The organism is Actinokineospora sp. NPDC051303, from assembly GCF_055586285.1.
In genome coordinates this window covers 14,401-27,791 of sequence record NZ_JBVJIN010000039.1, presented here as the reverse complement: position 1 = coordinate 27,791, position 13,391 = coordinate 14,401, and the positions used below count along the sequence as shown (strand labels likewise).

Below are 13,391 nucleotides of genomic sequence, written 5' to 3'. Positions count from 1 at the left end.
CCAGGCCGAACCAACGCTCGCCAGGTGCTCGATGGGGTGGAGTGGTTTCTTCGGGGGAGAAGGAAGATCGCTAAGCTGGCTGCGCGTGTGATGCCGCAGGCTTCCCACCCTCTTTCACACGGGCGATCTTCCTTCGTAGGGGCCCCAAAGAAACCACTCCACCCCATCGAGCAACCCCAGCAACCCAGCCACCCCATCGAGCAACCCCCACAGCCAAACCCATGCACACTAGGCCCATGGCTGGACACGGCTCCCTGGCCCGCCAACTGCTGGGCTGGCAGATGACGATCGTCGCCGCCCTCCTAGGCGCGGTAGCGGTCTTCTCAGCCATCCAGTCGAACGCGGCGTTCCGGGCCACCGAGGGCAGGCGGATGCTGTCGGTAGCCGAAGACGTCGCCGCAACCGCCGGAGTGCGGGAGGCACTGGCCGATCCTCTCCGCTACCACCAGCTTCCCCCGTTCGCCGAGAGCGCACGCAGCCTGTCCGGGGCAAAGGCCGTCGTAATCGCCCTGCCAGACCTGCGGGTACTCACCTCACCCGATCCGTCACAAGTGGGCGGCCCACTGCCAGTCGGCGAGAGCACTGTCCGATCGGGACGATCATGGGTCGGCGAGGTCGGTCCCGAACTCGTCGCACATGTGCCGGTGATCGGAAATAACGGCCGGGTGATCGGAATAGTGGCGGCCGAAAAGGACACGCCGTCGTTCCTCGCGGGCATCGCGAACTCCCCCGGGGAAGCGTTGCTGATTCTGGGCGTGGCCACGGTGCTCGGCGTCGTCGGTTCGCTGCTCGTGGCGCGGCGGGTCAAGCGGCAAACGCTCGGGCTGGAGCCGACCGAGATCGCCGGGCTAGTCGAGCACCGGGAGGCGATGCTGCACGGCATCAAGGAAGGTGTGCTGGGGTTGGACCAGCAGCAGCGGTTCACCCTGGTCAACGACCACGCCCGGGAGTTGCTGTCGCTGCCGGAGGACCCGGGCGCCGTCGTGGGCAGGCCGGTCACCGACTTCGAGTTCAACGACCGGGTGCTTGACGTGCTCACCGGCCGCGCGGAGGGCGCCGACCAGATTGTGCTGCGCCGGGGGCGGGTGTTGGTCATGAACCGGATGCCGATCGCGCTGCGGGACGGCGGGATTGGGGCCGTGGTGACGTTGCGGGACCGCACCGAGATCGTGGCGCTGCACCGCGAACTCGACGTGAACCGCGGCGTCACCGACACGCTGCGGGCGCAGGCGCACGAGTTCTCGAACCGGCTGCACACGATCGCGGGCCTCATCGAGCTCGGCGAGTATGACGAGGTGCGTCGCTATGTGGACCGGGTCAGCCACACCCGCGAGACCTGGCACGCCGAGGTGAGCGCCCGCGTTGACGACCCGGCGGTGGCGGCGCTGCTCATCGCGAAAGCCAGCCTGGCCGCGGAGCAAGGCGTCGGGCTGCGGCTGGCCGCGGCGAGCAGGCTCGGCGAAGTGGACGAGAGCATGTCGGCGGATCTGGTCACCGTGTTGGGGAACCTGGTCGACAACGCCCTGGACGCGTTGCGCGGCAAGGAAGGCTGGATCGAGGTGTCGATGTCGCATGTGGACGGCGCGGTTCAGGTCGTGGTGCGCGACTCCGGCCCAGGGGTGGCGCCGGAGATCGCGGAAGAGGTGTTCCGGCATGGCTTCACGACCAAGGCGGCCCAGGCGGGCGGACAGCGCGGACTGGGGCTGGCACTGACCCGGCAGATCTGCATCCGCCGCCACGGCTCGGTCGCGGTCCACAACGACCAGGGCGCGGTGTTCACCGCCCGGCTGCCGGAGGTGATCGGATGACGATCTCGGTTCTGGTGGTGGACGACGACTTCATGGTCGCCAAAGTCCACAGTGGATACATCGCGCGCACGCCCGGGTTCGCTGTCGCGGGCGTGGCGCACACCGGGGCCGACGCGCTGCGGTTGACCGAAGCGCTGCGGCCGGACCTGGTGCTGCTGGACATCTACCTGCCCGACCTCGGTGGCCTGGAAGTGCTGCGGGAACTGCGCAACGGCCCGGCCGACCCGGATGTGATCGTCATCAGCGCCGCGACCGACATCGACACCGTGCGCCGGGCCATGCGCGGCGGCGTCCTGCACTACCTGATCAAGCCGTTCTCCTATCCCGCGCTGTACGACCAGTTGCAGCACTTCGCCGCCCTGCACGCCAAGCTCGGCGGCCTCGCCACCGCTGGACAGGCCGATGTCGACCAGGTTTTCGGATCCCGTCCGCGGGGCGCCGCCGCCCTGCCCAAGGGCCTGACCGCGCAGACCGCCGCCGTGGTGGCCGAGGCGCTGGGCACCGCCGATGAGGACATGTCGGCGGCCGAATGCGCCGCTGTGGCCCAGCTTTCCCGGGTCAGCGCCCGCCGCTACCTGGAGCACTTCGTGCAGACCGGCCAGGCCGAGGTCCGCCTCCGCTACGGCGGCGCGGGCAGGCCGGAACGCCGCTACCGGCACACAAAGGACCAGCGGTAGTCAACGACAGGTTGCTGTCAGTGACCAGACCGGTCACCGCCGATATGCTCGGTCCCCGAAGTGATCGTGGGGGTGAGGTGCGGCGATGGCGGGTGACAGCGCCCCCGCCGAACCCGTCGACCCGGTGGCCGCCGCCGTCGAGGCGCTGGCGGTCGAGCCGGTCGCCGCGATCGAGTCCGGGTTCGCGGCGTTGGACCTGGCGGACCCGGCCGACGAACGCCTTCCGGTGCTGCGCCACCGGCTCGGCGCCGCCCTGCTGCTGCGCGTCGAGGGGAACGATCTCACCGACCTCGACACCGCCGTCACCCTGCTGCGCGCCGCCCGGGACACCTGGCCCGCCGACGACGAAGACCGCTGGGCCATCGGCCACGACCTCGGGGTCGCCCTCACCCGGTGGGCCATCGCGCAGCCGAGAGGCGCCGACCAGATCGCCGAGTTCGCCGAAGCCCTGGCCGAACTCGCCATCGGCCGCTCCGGCATCGACCCGGACCTGGCGGAGTTGGTCCTGGCCAACAGGCTCTGGTCGACCACGGCGCGAGCGATGTGCTTCTTCCTCACCAGCGCCAACGAGACCATCGACCGCGACGAAGGCGCCGCCGTCGTCGCCGAACTGGACGCCCTGCTGGCCTTGGACGACCCCGCGCTGAACGAGCGGCTTCGGCCTATCCGGGCGCTGGTCGGCTTCGAGTTGGCCTCGCGCGGCCAGGACGCCGACAACGTCCAGAAGCACGCGGGCGCGCTGGACGACTGGCTCGGCGACCTGGCCGCCCAGGGGCACGCCGTGCCCGTGGCGTCGCGCGCGTTGCTCAACGCCATCCGGCACGGCGACAACCCGCTGGAGCACGTCTCACCCGACCTGGTCCGCGCGGGAATCGCCGAGGTGGAGACCGACGAGAATCTGTCCGAGCCCGAACGCGCCGCCATGCGCTCCGTCCTGGCCCTGCTGCTGACCTTCCAGGAGTCCGGGGGCAAGGTGCCCGCGAACGCGTTCGCCGAGGTGCTGCGCGCCACGACCGCGGTCGCCGACCGGCTTCCGCGCGGCACGGAGCTGCTGCGGACGGTCACCAAGATGGTGGCGAGCGCGGGCTCGGCGGAGGGCAACGACGAGACCGAGGCCGAGATCTCGGCGCTGGACGCGCTGCTGGCCCGGCTGCCCGCCGACGACGAGGCCCGGGGCGAGGTGGCGCTGCGGCGGGCGCTGACCGCGTTGCAAACCGCGAGTCTCAACGGCACCCCCGAAGAAGTGGCCGCCGCGCGGGACGCCCTGCTCGCCGCGGCCGCCGACGAACGGGCCGGTGCGGACGCGGACGCGAAAGCGCGGATCATCGCGGCGATGGCCGACGGGCTGGTCGACATCAGCGCGGGAGACACCACCCGGGTGAGTGAACTGGCCACGCTGCTGAGCGAGGCCGCCGCCCAGTTGCCCGCCGAGCACAGCCTCCGTGCGTTCATCGACCCGGCGATCGGCTCGCTGCTGCTGCTCAAGAACATGCACGGCCAGAACCTCGAACAGCGGGACCGGGCCGTCGAACTCGCCACGCCGCCGGAAATCCCGGTGGACACCACCGATCTCGGTCCACGCGGACGGGCCGCGGCGGAACTGGTGAACGGCATCCTGCCCATGCTGTCCGTGGCGGCGCGCTGGACGCGGGAACCGGTCATGACGGACCCGGCCGCGATCAGCGGAGCGCTCGACGACCTGGTTGCCCTGCGCGACCAGGCGGGGCCGGACACCCCGGCCGGGCAAACGATCGAAGAGGCCCTGGAGACCGTCCGCACGATGGCCGCGCTGCGCGGCGGATTCGACCCACGCCAGGCCGATATGACCGCGTACCTCGCGGGCGTCGAGGCGATGCTGGCGCGTCCCCCCGACCCGGGGATGCCCCCGGCGATGCGGCACTACGTGCACACCACGCGGCAGGCGCTGGCGTTGTCGGGCAAGGGAATGATGACCCGTGACCGGCGGTTGATCGACCAGGCGGTGGCGTTGCTGGGGCCGCTCGCCGAGAACGTGGATCTCCGGCCGCAGCAGCGCATCGAGGTCTTGGAGATGAGCGGGAACACGCTGGGGATGCGGCACGCGCTGACCGGGCGGCGCGATGACCTGTCGTTGGCGATTCACCGGTACGAGCAGGCGCGGCGGCTGATTCGCGCCGAGCCGGGAGTCTGGCACGGCGGTGATGTGCTCAAGGCGCTCGGCGACAGCTACTTCCAGCGCGCGGACGCCGCGCTCCGCGACCGGGAGCGGGCGGTCGCGGTGGGGTTGGAGGCGCTGGCCGAGCGGTCGGCCGACGTCCTGTTGCAGAGCGACACGCGGTACGCGTGGAACAAGGCGGTCCGGGCCACCGGGGAAGCGGTCGAGGTCGCCCGGTGGGGGCTGGCGGCCGAGCGGCTGCCGGAAACGGTGCTGGCGCTGGAAATCGGGCGGGCGATGGCCCTGCACGCGGCGAGCTCCGAGCGGGACGTGCCCGATCTGCTCCGCGCCCGCGGTGAGCACGACTTGGCCGCGCGCTGGGCGGAGTCCTTTTCGGACAGTGCGGACCCGATCGCGCCCGCCCGGGTGCCGAGCGACCTGCGGCGGGAGGTGCTGGTGGCGCTGGCCGGGACGCCGGAGCGGGAGAAGCTGTTCTCCGCGCCCACGATCGCCGAGATCGCCGCCGCGCTGGACCGGTCCGGGTGCGACGCGCTGGTCTACCTTCTCCCAGCGGGAGAGCGGGTCGACGCGACCGCCGTTCTGGTGCACCGGAACGAGACCGTCACCGCCGTCCCGATTTCCGCGCGCGGCCACGAGCCGCTGGTGGCCGCGTTCGAGGCGGCCCTGGCGCCGCTGTACGCCAACCCGGCCGAGGACGCCGGGCCGTTGCGGGCCGCGGTTGCCGCGCTCGCCGACTGGGCGTGGCCCGCGGCGATGGCCGACCTGGTGGGCTCCGGGGTGCGACAGCAGCGGCTGGTGCTGGTTCCGGTGGGGGCGCTGGCGTCGGTGCCCTGGCACGCGGCGCGGCGGCGGGTGACCGGCGGGCACCGCTACGCCTGCGAGGACGCGGTGATCTCCTACGCCGCGTCGGCGCGGCAGTTCGTCGCGGCGGCGGCGCGGGGCGCGCGGGACTGGACCGAGGCGCCCGCGGTGGTGCGGGTCGCGTCGTCGCGGCTGTTCTGGTCGTCGCAGGAAACCGAGACGCTGCACGCGAACTTCTACCCGCACGGGGTCTACCTGGGCGGCCGGGACCGGCGGCGGCATCCGCGCAAAGCCGTGGCGAAGGTGGTGCGGGAGGTGCTGCGCTCGCCGGGGCCGTCGCTGGTGCACTTCGGCTGCCACGCGCACCAGGCCGTGCCGCCGGTTGAGTCCTATGTGGAGCTTGGCGGTCAGAGCGCGCTGCGGGTGCGCGATCTGATCGCCGACGCGCGGGACCGGCCCGCCGACGCGCCCGGGGCGCTGGTGGTGCTGGCGGCGTGCGCGAGCGACGTGACCGGGCACGTGGGGCATGACGAGCCGCTGAGCCTGGCGAGCACGTTCCTGGCCGCGGGCGCCGCCGGGGTGGTCGGCTCCCGGTGGCCGGTGCCGGACGTGCCGACCGCGCTGCTGATGACGATGTTCCACCACTACCTCAACCGCGGCTACGACGATCCGGCGACCGCGCTGCGGGCGGCGCAACTGTGGCTGCTCGACGCCGCGCGCCGGGTGCCGCCGACGATGAACCCGAAGCTCGCCGAGGAGCTGCCGCACTGCGACCCGACCGACGTCGCCGCGTGGGCCGCGTTCACCTACCAGGGCCGCTGAGGAGAAAGGCAGCACGTGGAAACGACGTTCGGCATCGACCTGGGCACCACCCACTCCTGTTTGTCCTATGTGGACACAGCGGGCAAACCGGTCATGGTTGCCACCGCCGCGGGCCAGGACACCATGCCGTCGGTGATCTACTTCGAGCGGCCGGAACAGGCCACGGTCGGCGCGACGGCGAAGAACGCCGCGGTGCTCGCGCCGCACCTGGTCGCCAAGCTGTTCAAGCGCGACATGGGCGACCCGGACCACACGCCGCGCGTCTACCACGACCGCGAATACCAGCCGGAGGAGCTTTCCGCGCTGGTGCTGCGCGAACTCGTCCGCGCCGCCCGGGACGGCGCCGGGCTCGACGTGCGCGACGTGGTGATCACCGTGCCCGCGGACTTCGGCGTCGCCCAGCGGGCGGCGACGCTGCGCGCGGGCGAGATCGCGGGCCTGACCGTGCTCGACGTGCTGGCCGAGCCGGTGGCCGCGGCCCTGTACTACCAGGAACTCGACGCGCTCGCCGGGGCGCGCACCCTGCTGGTGTGCGACCTCGGCGGCGGCACCTTCGACACCAGTGTGCTCAGCGTGTCCGGCGACGAGGTGACCACCGTCTGCACCGAGGGCGACACCGCGCTCGGCGGGGCCGACTGGGACACCGCGATCGCCGACCACCTCGTCGCCGAGTTCACCGCGCGCCACCCGCGCCTTGACCCGACCGCGGACGCGCTGTTCCAGGACGAGCTGATCGGCCTCGCGGAGGAAACCAAGATCGCGTTGAGCGGGCGCGACTCCCGCTCGGTCACGCTCCGGTTCCGCGGCGCGTCGGCCACGGTCGAGCTGACCCGGGCCAAGTTGGCGGAGCTGACCGAACCGTTGCTGGCGCGCATGATGACCGTGGTCGAGCGGGCCGTCACCGAGGCCGCGGCCAAGGGTGTGACCAGTTTCGACGAGGTGCTGCTGGTCGGCGGGATGAGCCGGACGCCCGCGGTGCGCGAGCGGCTGGCGCAGCGGTTCGACACCAAGCCCCGGATGATCGAACCGGACCTCGCCGTGGCCAAAGGGGCGGCGCTGTACGCGGTGGCCAAGCGGTTCGACAGCGCGACCGCGGGCGAACGGCTCGGGATCAGCGCCGAGCGGGCCGCCGGGCTGGCGGCTAAGAAGGTGCGCACGGTGGTGCCGCGCTCGTTCGGCGTCAAGGCCATCGACGCGCGCGACCCGCTGGCGCTGACCGACCCGCTGCGCGCCCGGCAGATGATCGCGCACCTGCTGCACGCCAACACCGCGCTGCCCGCGGACAGCGGGCCGTTTCCGTTCGCCACGTCGGTCCGCAACCAGCGGATGGTCGAGATCGAGGTGTGGGAGCAGGTCGGGCCGGAGCTGTCCGAAGCGGTGGAGGACAACGCGAAAGTGGGCAGCGGCCTGCTCACCCGGCTGCCGCCACGGCCAGCGGGGACGACTTTCGACGTCACCTTCGCCATGTCCGAGACCGGCACGCTCACCGTGACCGCCGTCGAACCGGACTCCGGCGCGCGGGTCCAGTTCGAGCTGCGGCTCGGCGGCTGGGACCAGGCCGCGGTCGACAAGGCGCGGGCGGGCATCGCGCGGCACGAGGTGAGCGGCTGACATGGGACTGCACCGGGCGCTGCGGACGCTGGTCGACACCTGGGCCGACCTGCGTGACCGGCTTGACGACGAGCGGTTCGCCGAGCTGACCGAGCACGTCGAGACCTACACCCGGGCCGCACTGCCCGACGACCAGGCCGCCGCGGGCGAGGACATCGCGCTGCTGCTCGGCGACGCCCTCGACCGCGACCACCCGTTCCGCGTCGCGCTCGGGCACACCGAGCACCGGCTCGCCGGGAACCTGTTCGCCGACCCGGCCCGGCTGCGCGAGTCCCTTGAGCTCGGCGCGGACCTGCGGGCGCTGCTGCCGGACCCGCCGCCGACCGTGGCCGAGGTGGCGGCGGGCGCGACGGCGTGGCTGCTCGCCGCCGACGCCGTCGAGGACGCCGCGCTCGACCCCGCGATCGACCCGGCCGACCTGATCCGGCTGGAGCGTCCCGATGGCTCCGGGCAGTGGCCCGCGTTCCAGTTCGACGCGGATGGGACGCCGCTGGACACCGTGCTGGCGGTCAACCGCATCCTCGACGCTGCGGGCGACCCGTGGGGCGCGGCGGACTGGTGGCTCGGCGCGAACGCCTGGCTGCCCGCGCCACCGGCCACCCTGCTGAGCGAGGTCGACGCCCAACTGCTGATCGACGTCGCCCATGGCGAACGAGCGGAGGTTTGACGGTGCCCGACCACGACCCGCCCGCCGCGTACACCGGCACGCCGCGCAGGCATCTGCTGCCAGCGGACAGCGTTCTCTGGCGCGTGCACGGGAAGAAGCAGCGGCCCGCGGACTTCAGCCCGCCCGCGCAACGGCACACGGGGGCGCGGTTCGAGGGCGCCCCGCACGACCGGTATCCCACCCACCGCGGCGGAACCGACGCGTCGGCGATCATCGCGGAAACCCTGCTGCACGGGGTTCCGTTCGATGACAAGGCATTCCGGACGGTTCGGCGGGTCGCGGTGGCGGGGAGGCGGATCAGCGCTCTGAGCACTGTCCGCGAACTGGACCTGGTCAGCCTGTGCGATGGGGCCGACCTCGCCGCCGTGGGCCAGAACGCCTGGCTAGTGGTCAGCGCGGAAAGTGATTCGCCGCGCCTGCGGCGGTGGGCGAGTTGGCTGCGTGCGCAGGCCCCGACCGCGCACGGCCTGCTGTGGCCGCCTCGGCGCGCGCCTGGCCGTCTGGTCGTGCTGTTCGGCGACCGGGTGGATGGCTCGGTGTTCGAGCCGGACCCGGTGTTCGGGCTCGATCTTGACGACGAGTGCGGCGCGCTGTGGCTGAACGCGCTGCTCGTGGCGTATGGGGCCCGGGTGACGCCGCCGCGCGCGCGGTGACGGGTCGGGCTGTCACGGGGTGACGATGTCGACCACGACGTAGCCGGTCACCAGCACGAACAGGATGGCGAGCACCACGACGACGCCGAACAGCACCCAGCGGTATCCGGTGGTGCCTGGCGGGGGTGGGATCGGGGCGGGACTCACACGTTCTCCTCTGCGGGGTCGTCCACCGGGAGCAGTGGGAAGCCGGAGCGGGCCATCAGCCAGGCGAAGGGGGTCGCGGGGGAGCGGGGGGTGCCCCGGTCGGGCAGGGACGCCACCACGAAGAAGCGGGCTTCGGCGAAGTCGCGTTCGGCGGCCAGGACCAGGTTGTCCAGGCCCGCGTCCTCCAACCAGCGCTTCACGCGGCCGGGGCGCAGTCCCTCGCCCGCCGGTAGGTCGTCCAGCAGGTCGGCCTTGACCACGACCACGGCCAACCGACGTTTGCGGGTGTCGACGCGGAAGTCCCGCAGGCGGCGGACGGTCAGGTGGTAGGTCTGTTCCGGGTCGTCGTGGGCCGGGTTGGCGCGGATCAGGTGTTTGTCGTTGGGGCCGGTCAACTGGTCGCGCACCCAGCGCACGGAGAACGGGTCCACGACGAACACCAGGCCTTGCGCGTGGTCGAGGAACTCCAGTTCGGTGTTCTCGTCGCGGTCGCTGAACGACTCGCCGGGAGCGTCGAACAGGTGCAGCAGGGCGCGGCGCTTGGCGTGGGTGAACCGCAGGGTGATCGCGGCCGAGGGCACGCCAGCCGGAGTTTTGACAGTGTCGCCGCCGCTGGTGATCAGGGCGGTGCCCTGGTCGAACACCTGGCGGCTGTGGTCGTCGACGAAGTCGAGCGCAGCGCCGCGCGCGGAAGCCTGGTCGCGCAACGCGAGCATGGCCGCGTAGACCAAGCGCGTCTTGCCAGCGGACACCGGGCCGAACACCGGGAGCCGCAGGTCGGTGAGCACGCCAGCGCCGGGCCGCAGCGGACCGGCGCAGGAAGGGCAGGTCGCGGTCAGCCTGGCCGCGGCGCGCAGCACCGTCGTGGGCAGGCGGGTGCCGCACGCGCACCGCCGCCACAGCGCGCCGAGCTTGCCCGGACGCAGGTCGAAGTGGGTCTCACCGCAGTGCCCGCAGGGGAACGCGGGGATCTTGGCGACGTGGAAGCACGTCGGGCAACTGCTTTCCGCCTTGCGCAGCGCGCGCACCGCCCGGTCGACCGTCCCGGCGACCAGGACGACCAGCAGCCAGCCCAGCCAGGCCACGGCCACCAGCGCCCCGCACAGGACCAGCACCAGGCCGAGCCCCAGCAGCGCGCCGCCGCTGGCGATCACCAGCAGCGGGTACGCCACGACGCCGACCGCGGCGGCTGGGCCGCCGCGGTAGCGCAGCTTGCCCCGCAGCCACCGCCACGCCCAGGTCAGGTCCCGCCAGGTCTGCTCGCCCATGGTGACCAGGTCGATCCGCCACTGCCCGACGAAGTACACCGGCCACGCCGGGTCCGGGCGGTCCGCCTGCGGCGCGACGGGCACTTTCCCCAGCCCCGCCCGCACATCGTCCGGCCCCACGGTGAGCGGCTGCCGCCCGCGCGCGCCCGCCAGCGCCATCAGCGCGACCCCGAACGCGGCCAACATCCCCACCAGGAACACAACCGGCGCGATGGTCACCACGACGCCCATCGCGAACCCGAGCAGCATCGCGGCGAGCCAGAGCACGAACAGCAGGCCGATAAGCGCGCCGATGATCTGCACGGGTCAGCTCCTGTCGCCGCGCCGGCCGAAGAACCGGCCGGGCTTCTTCTGCTCCGCGGCCGGTTTCGGGGCGGGTTTGGCGTGCTTGCGGCGGCTCGCGCGCGCGTCGGCCACGTATTCGTGCCACCGCTTGGCCCAGCCGCCGCCGCAGACGGTCAGGACGGCCGCGACGGCGGCGAGCGCTTCGGGCGCGGCGGCGCGAATCCACGGTTTGGCCTTGGCCTCGAACCGATCGGCGGCGCGGTCGGTCCCCTCTATCGCGCACACGTAGCTCAACGCCACCGCGTGCGGGCCGGTGCGCGGTTGCCCCCAGGTGGCCATCAGCGCGTCGAGCAGCGTCTCCTGCGGCCCGGCTGTCGCGGTGTCGAGCACGGCCGCCGCGGTCGCGGGCGGCAGCCGGTCGATGAGCGCGGCGGCCAGCGTCCTGGCCCGGATCTCCAGCACCTTCGGGTCGAGATCGCCCAGCACCGCGCCCGGGACCTTGGGCAGCTTCGGCAGGGCGGCCAGCCAGGACCGCAGCACGCCGTCGTCGTGCTGGACGCGGCGCAGATCGGGCTGCCGGGGCTCCCAGCCGTGGCCCGCGAGGACCGCGAGCAAGTCCAGTTCGGGGGCCGTGATCACCGTGTCAGCGAGGGCGTCGTGCACGCCGGTCGCCGCGGCCTCCCCGATCCGGCCCAGCGGGAGTCCGGCGAAGAACTTGGCCAGGTCGGCCGCGGTGGGCCGCGCGTGCTGGAACAGCGCTTTCCACGCCACGTCCGAGGCTTCCGGCTGCGGCAGCCCGCGCACCCGGGCGACGACGTCGGCCACCACCCCGCGCTCCCCCGCGGCGAAGGCGGCGGCGGTGACCACCGCGTCGAGCGGCATCCTCGGGTCGGTCGCGGTCGGCAGCAGCAGCCGCCACCACGTGCGGCGCACCGCCGAGACGACCTCGGCGGCGCGGGCGTCGGTCAGCCGCAGCGCCAGCTCGTCGCGCAACTGGTCGACCAGCGCGTCCCGCAGCGGCCAGCGGTCCGGCTCGACCGCGGCGTCCGGGTGATCGGCCCACCACTGGGCGAACCGGTGCACGCCGTCGCGCACCCGGTCCAGGCGCGGCGCGAGGCCGAAGCGGGCGGCCAGCCGCAGCAGCGCGTCCCCGCGGGCCCCGGGGACGACGGCGAACTCGCTTTCGATCACCTCGACCGCGCCCGCTGCCCGCCGGGCGCTCAGCGCGGGCGCCCCGGTCGCTGGATCGCCGCCCGCGCGCAGCTCGGCCAACTCCGCCCGCAGCAGGCCCAACCGCACCGGCTCGGCCAGCGCTCCGTCCGGGTGCGCGGCCATCGCCGCGTCCAGCACCCGCCACCCGGCCACATCCGGGCCCGCGTCGACCACCATGCGCGCCACCGGGTCCGCGACGTCCTCTGTGGACACCCACGGCCGGGCGGCCAGCCAGTCGGCCAGCGCGGCGGTCTCGGCCGGGGCGACCGCGTCGCCGAGCACGACGACCCCGGCGACCACCCGGTCCGCCGCCGTCGGCTGGTGCTCGCCCGCGAACTGGTGCGCCAACTCCACGGCGTCGAGCAGGTCGTAGGGGTCCGCGCGCAGGAACCGCGGCGCCCAGTGCCGCGCGGCCGGGGTCGGCTCGACCTCAGACCGCGCGCCGGTGTCGAGGTTGAACACCACGTGCTCGCGGTTGCGGGCGGGATCGCCCAGCGCGCCCGCCCAGTCCGGGTGCACGGCCAGCACGTCCTGCCTGCTGAAGTTCGGATTCGTCGCGTACACCCGGAAACCGACCCGCAGCGCGCGCTCCTGCGGCAGCAGCAGCGTGCCCGCCGCGATCCAGCCCAGCACCGCGGCCGGGTCGGCGGCGACGAACAGCACCCGCTTGCGGTCCGCGCCGTCGAGCCGGTCGAACGCCGAGGCCACCGCGGTCAGCCACGCTTGCGCGTCGGGTCGCCCCAGCACCCATTCCCGGACCGCGTCGACCCCCCACGGTCCCGGCTCCGGCTCGGGCTCGACCGGGTCGCACACCGTGCCCGGCGCGGGCCGCTCGACCCACCACGGCGCGTCCCAGAGCTGGGCGGGCCGGGTCTGGCCGTAGGCGCGGGCGTCGCCGGTGGCCAGCGCGTGGGTGAACTGGTTTCCCTCGCGCACCCCGTTCGCCTCGGCGCCGAGGTAGACGCCCCGGGCGGTCACATAGCCCGCCGCGTCGTCGTGGACGTGGGTCAGCGACGGCGGGTAGTCGGCGACGGGCCGCTGCGCGCGCATCCACTCGACCGGGGCCTCGTACAGCGAGGACCGCTGGACGAAGGTCATCGTCTCGTGCTCCACGCCCGGCGACACGGCCTGGAACTGGAAGCCCGCGCCGCCGCGCAACCCTTGCCCGGGAAGGCAATCGGTGTAATAGAGCGACCGGAACCCAGGCTCGGTCATGGGGCTGCCTCACTCGTTCGGCAGCCCCGCGCGCCCGCGCCCTGTGTCGATGATTCGCTCGCGAGCTCGC

At 73.2% G+C, this 13,391-nt stretch carries 9 protein-coding genes; 6 read left to right on the top strand and 3 right to left on the bottom strand.

The window, feature by feature from the left end:
* Positions 1–236: 236 nt before the first annotated feature.
* From ACZ6SD_RS24880 to ACZ6SD_RS24855, 6 genes are all read left to right on the top strand, one after another.
* Entirely contained in the window at positions 237–1,808 is a 1,572-nt protein-coding gene (locus tag ACZ6SD_RS24880) for a sensor histidine kinase (RefSeq protein WP_465319396.1), read from the top strand.
* Positions 1,805–2,485 (top strand): response regulator, encoded by a 681-nt coding sequence (locus ACZ6SD_RS24875; RefSeq protein ID WP_465319395.1) that lies wholly within the window; start codon positions 1,805–1,807, stop codon positions 2,483–2,485. The genes ACZ6SD_RS24880 and ACZ6SD_RS24875 overlap by 4 nt, the downstream gene beginning before the upstream one ends.
* A gap of 85 nt (positions 2,486–2,570) precedes the next feature.
* A complete protein-coding gene (locus ACZ6SD_RS24870; protein WP_465319394.1) occupies positions 2,571–6,263 on the top strand; it encodes a CHAT domain-containing protein in 3,693 nt (1,230 codons plus the stop codon).
* A gap of 15 nt (positions 6,264–6,278) precedes the next feature.
* Positions 6,279–7,874 carry an Hsp70 family protein gene (locus ACZ6SD_RS24865; protein ID WP_465319393.1) on the top strand — a complete coding sequence of 532 codons (1,596 nt, stop codon included), beginning with the start codon at positions 6,279–6,281 and terminating at the stop codon, positions 7,872–7,874.
* 1 nt (position 7,875) lies between these two features.
* Complete coding sequence (locus tag ACZ6SD_RS24860) at positions 7,876–8,541, top strand: hypothetical protein (RefSeq protein WP_465319392.1); 666 nt, start codon at positions 7,876–7,878, stop codon at positions 8,539–8,541.
* 2 nt (positions 8,542–8,543) lie between these two features.
* Positions 8,544–9,194 (top strand): RES family NAD+ phosphorylase, encoded by a 651-nt coding sequence (locus ACZ6SD_RS24855; RefSeq protein ID WP_465319391.1) that lies wholly within the window; start codon positions 8,544–8,546, stop codon positions 9,192–9,194.
* A gap of 12 nt (positions 9,195–9,206) precedes the next feature.
* On the opposite strand, the gene ACZ6SD_RS24850 is transcribed toward ACZ6SD_RS24855, so the two are convergent.
* From ACZ6SD_RS24850 to ACZ6SD_RS24840, 3 genes are read right to left on the bottom strand one after another with little or no spacing between them, the layout of a single operon-like run.
* Positions 9,207–9,341: a hypothetical protein gene (locus tag ACZ6SD_RS24850; protein ID WP_465319390.1), complete on the bottom strand. Its 135-nt coding sequence runs from the start codon at positions 9,339–9,341 to the stop codon at positions 9,207–9,209.
* Positions 9,338–10,912, bottom strand: a complete 1,575-nt coding sequence (locus ACZ6SD_RS24845; RefSeq protein WP_465319389.1) for a TRAFAC clade GTPase domain-containing protein — start codon at positions 10,910–10,912, stop codon at positions 9,338–9,340. Before ACZ6SD_RS24845 ends, ACZ6SD_RS24850 begins: the two co-directional genes overlap by 4 nt.
* 3 nt (positions 10,913–10,915) lie before the next feature.
* A complete protein-coding gene (locus tag ACZ6SD_RS24840; RefSeq protein WP_465319388.1) occupies positions 10,916–13,321 on the bottom strand; it encodes a GTPase-associated protein 1-related protein in 2,406 nt (801 codons plus the stop codon).
* Positions 13,322–13,391: the final 70 nt, after the last annotated feature.

Coding starts and splice junctions, on each gene's coding strand:
- ACZ6SD_RS24880 (WP_465319396.1), top strand. CDS start 237: ATGGCTGGACACGGCTCCCTGGCCCGCCAACTGCTGGGCTGGCAGATG.
- ACZ6SD_RS24875 (WP_465319395.1), top strand. CDS start 1,805: ATGACGATCTCGGTTCTGGTGGTGGACGACGACTTCATGGTCGCCAAA.
- ACZ6SD_RS24870 (WP_465319394.1), top strand. CDS start 2,571: ATGGCGGGTGACAGCGCCCCCGCCGAACCCGTCGACCCGGTGGCCGCC.
- ACZ6SD_RS24860 (WP_465319392.1), top strand. CDS start 7,876: ATGGGACTGCACCGGGCGCTGCGGACGCTGGTCGACACCTGGGCCGAC.
- ACZ6SD_RS24840 (WP_465319388.1), bottom strand. CDS start 13,321: ATGACCGAGCCTGGGTTCCGGTCGCTCTATTACACCGATTGCCTTCCC.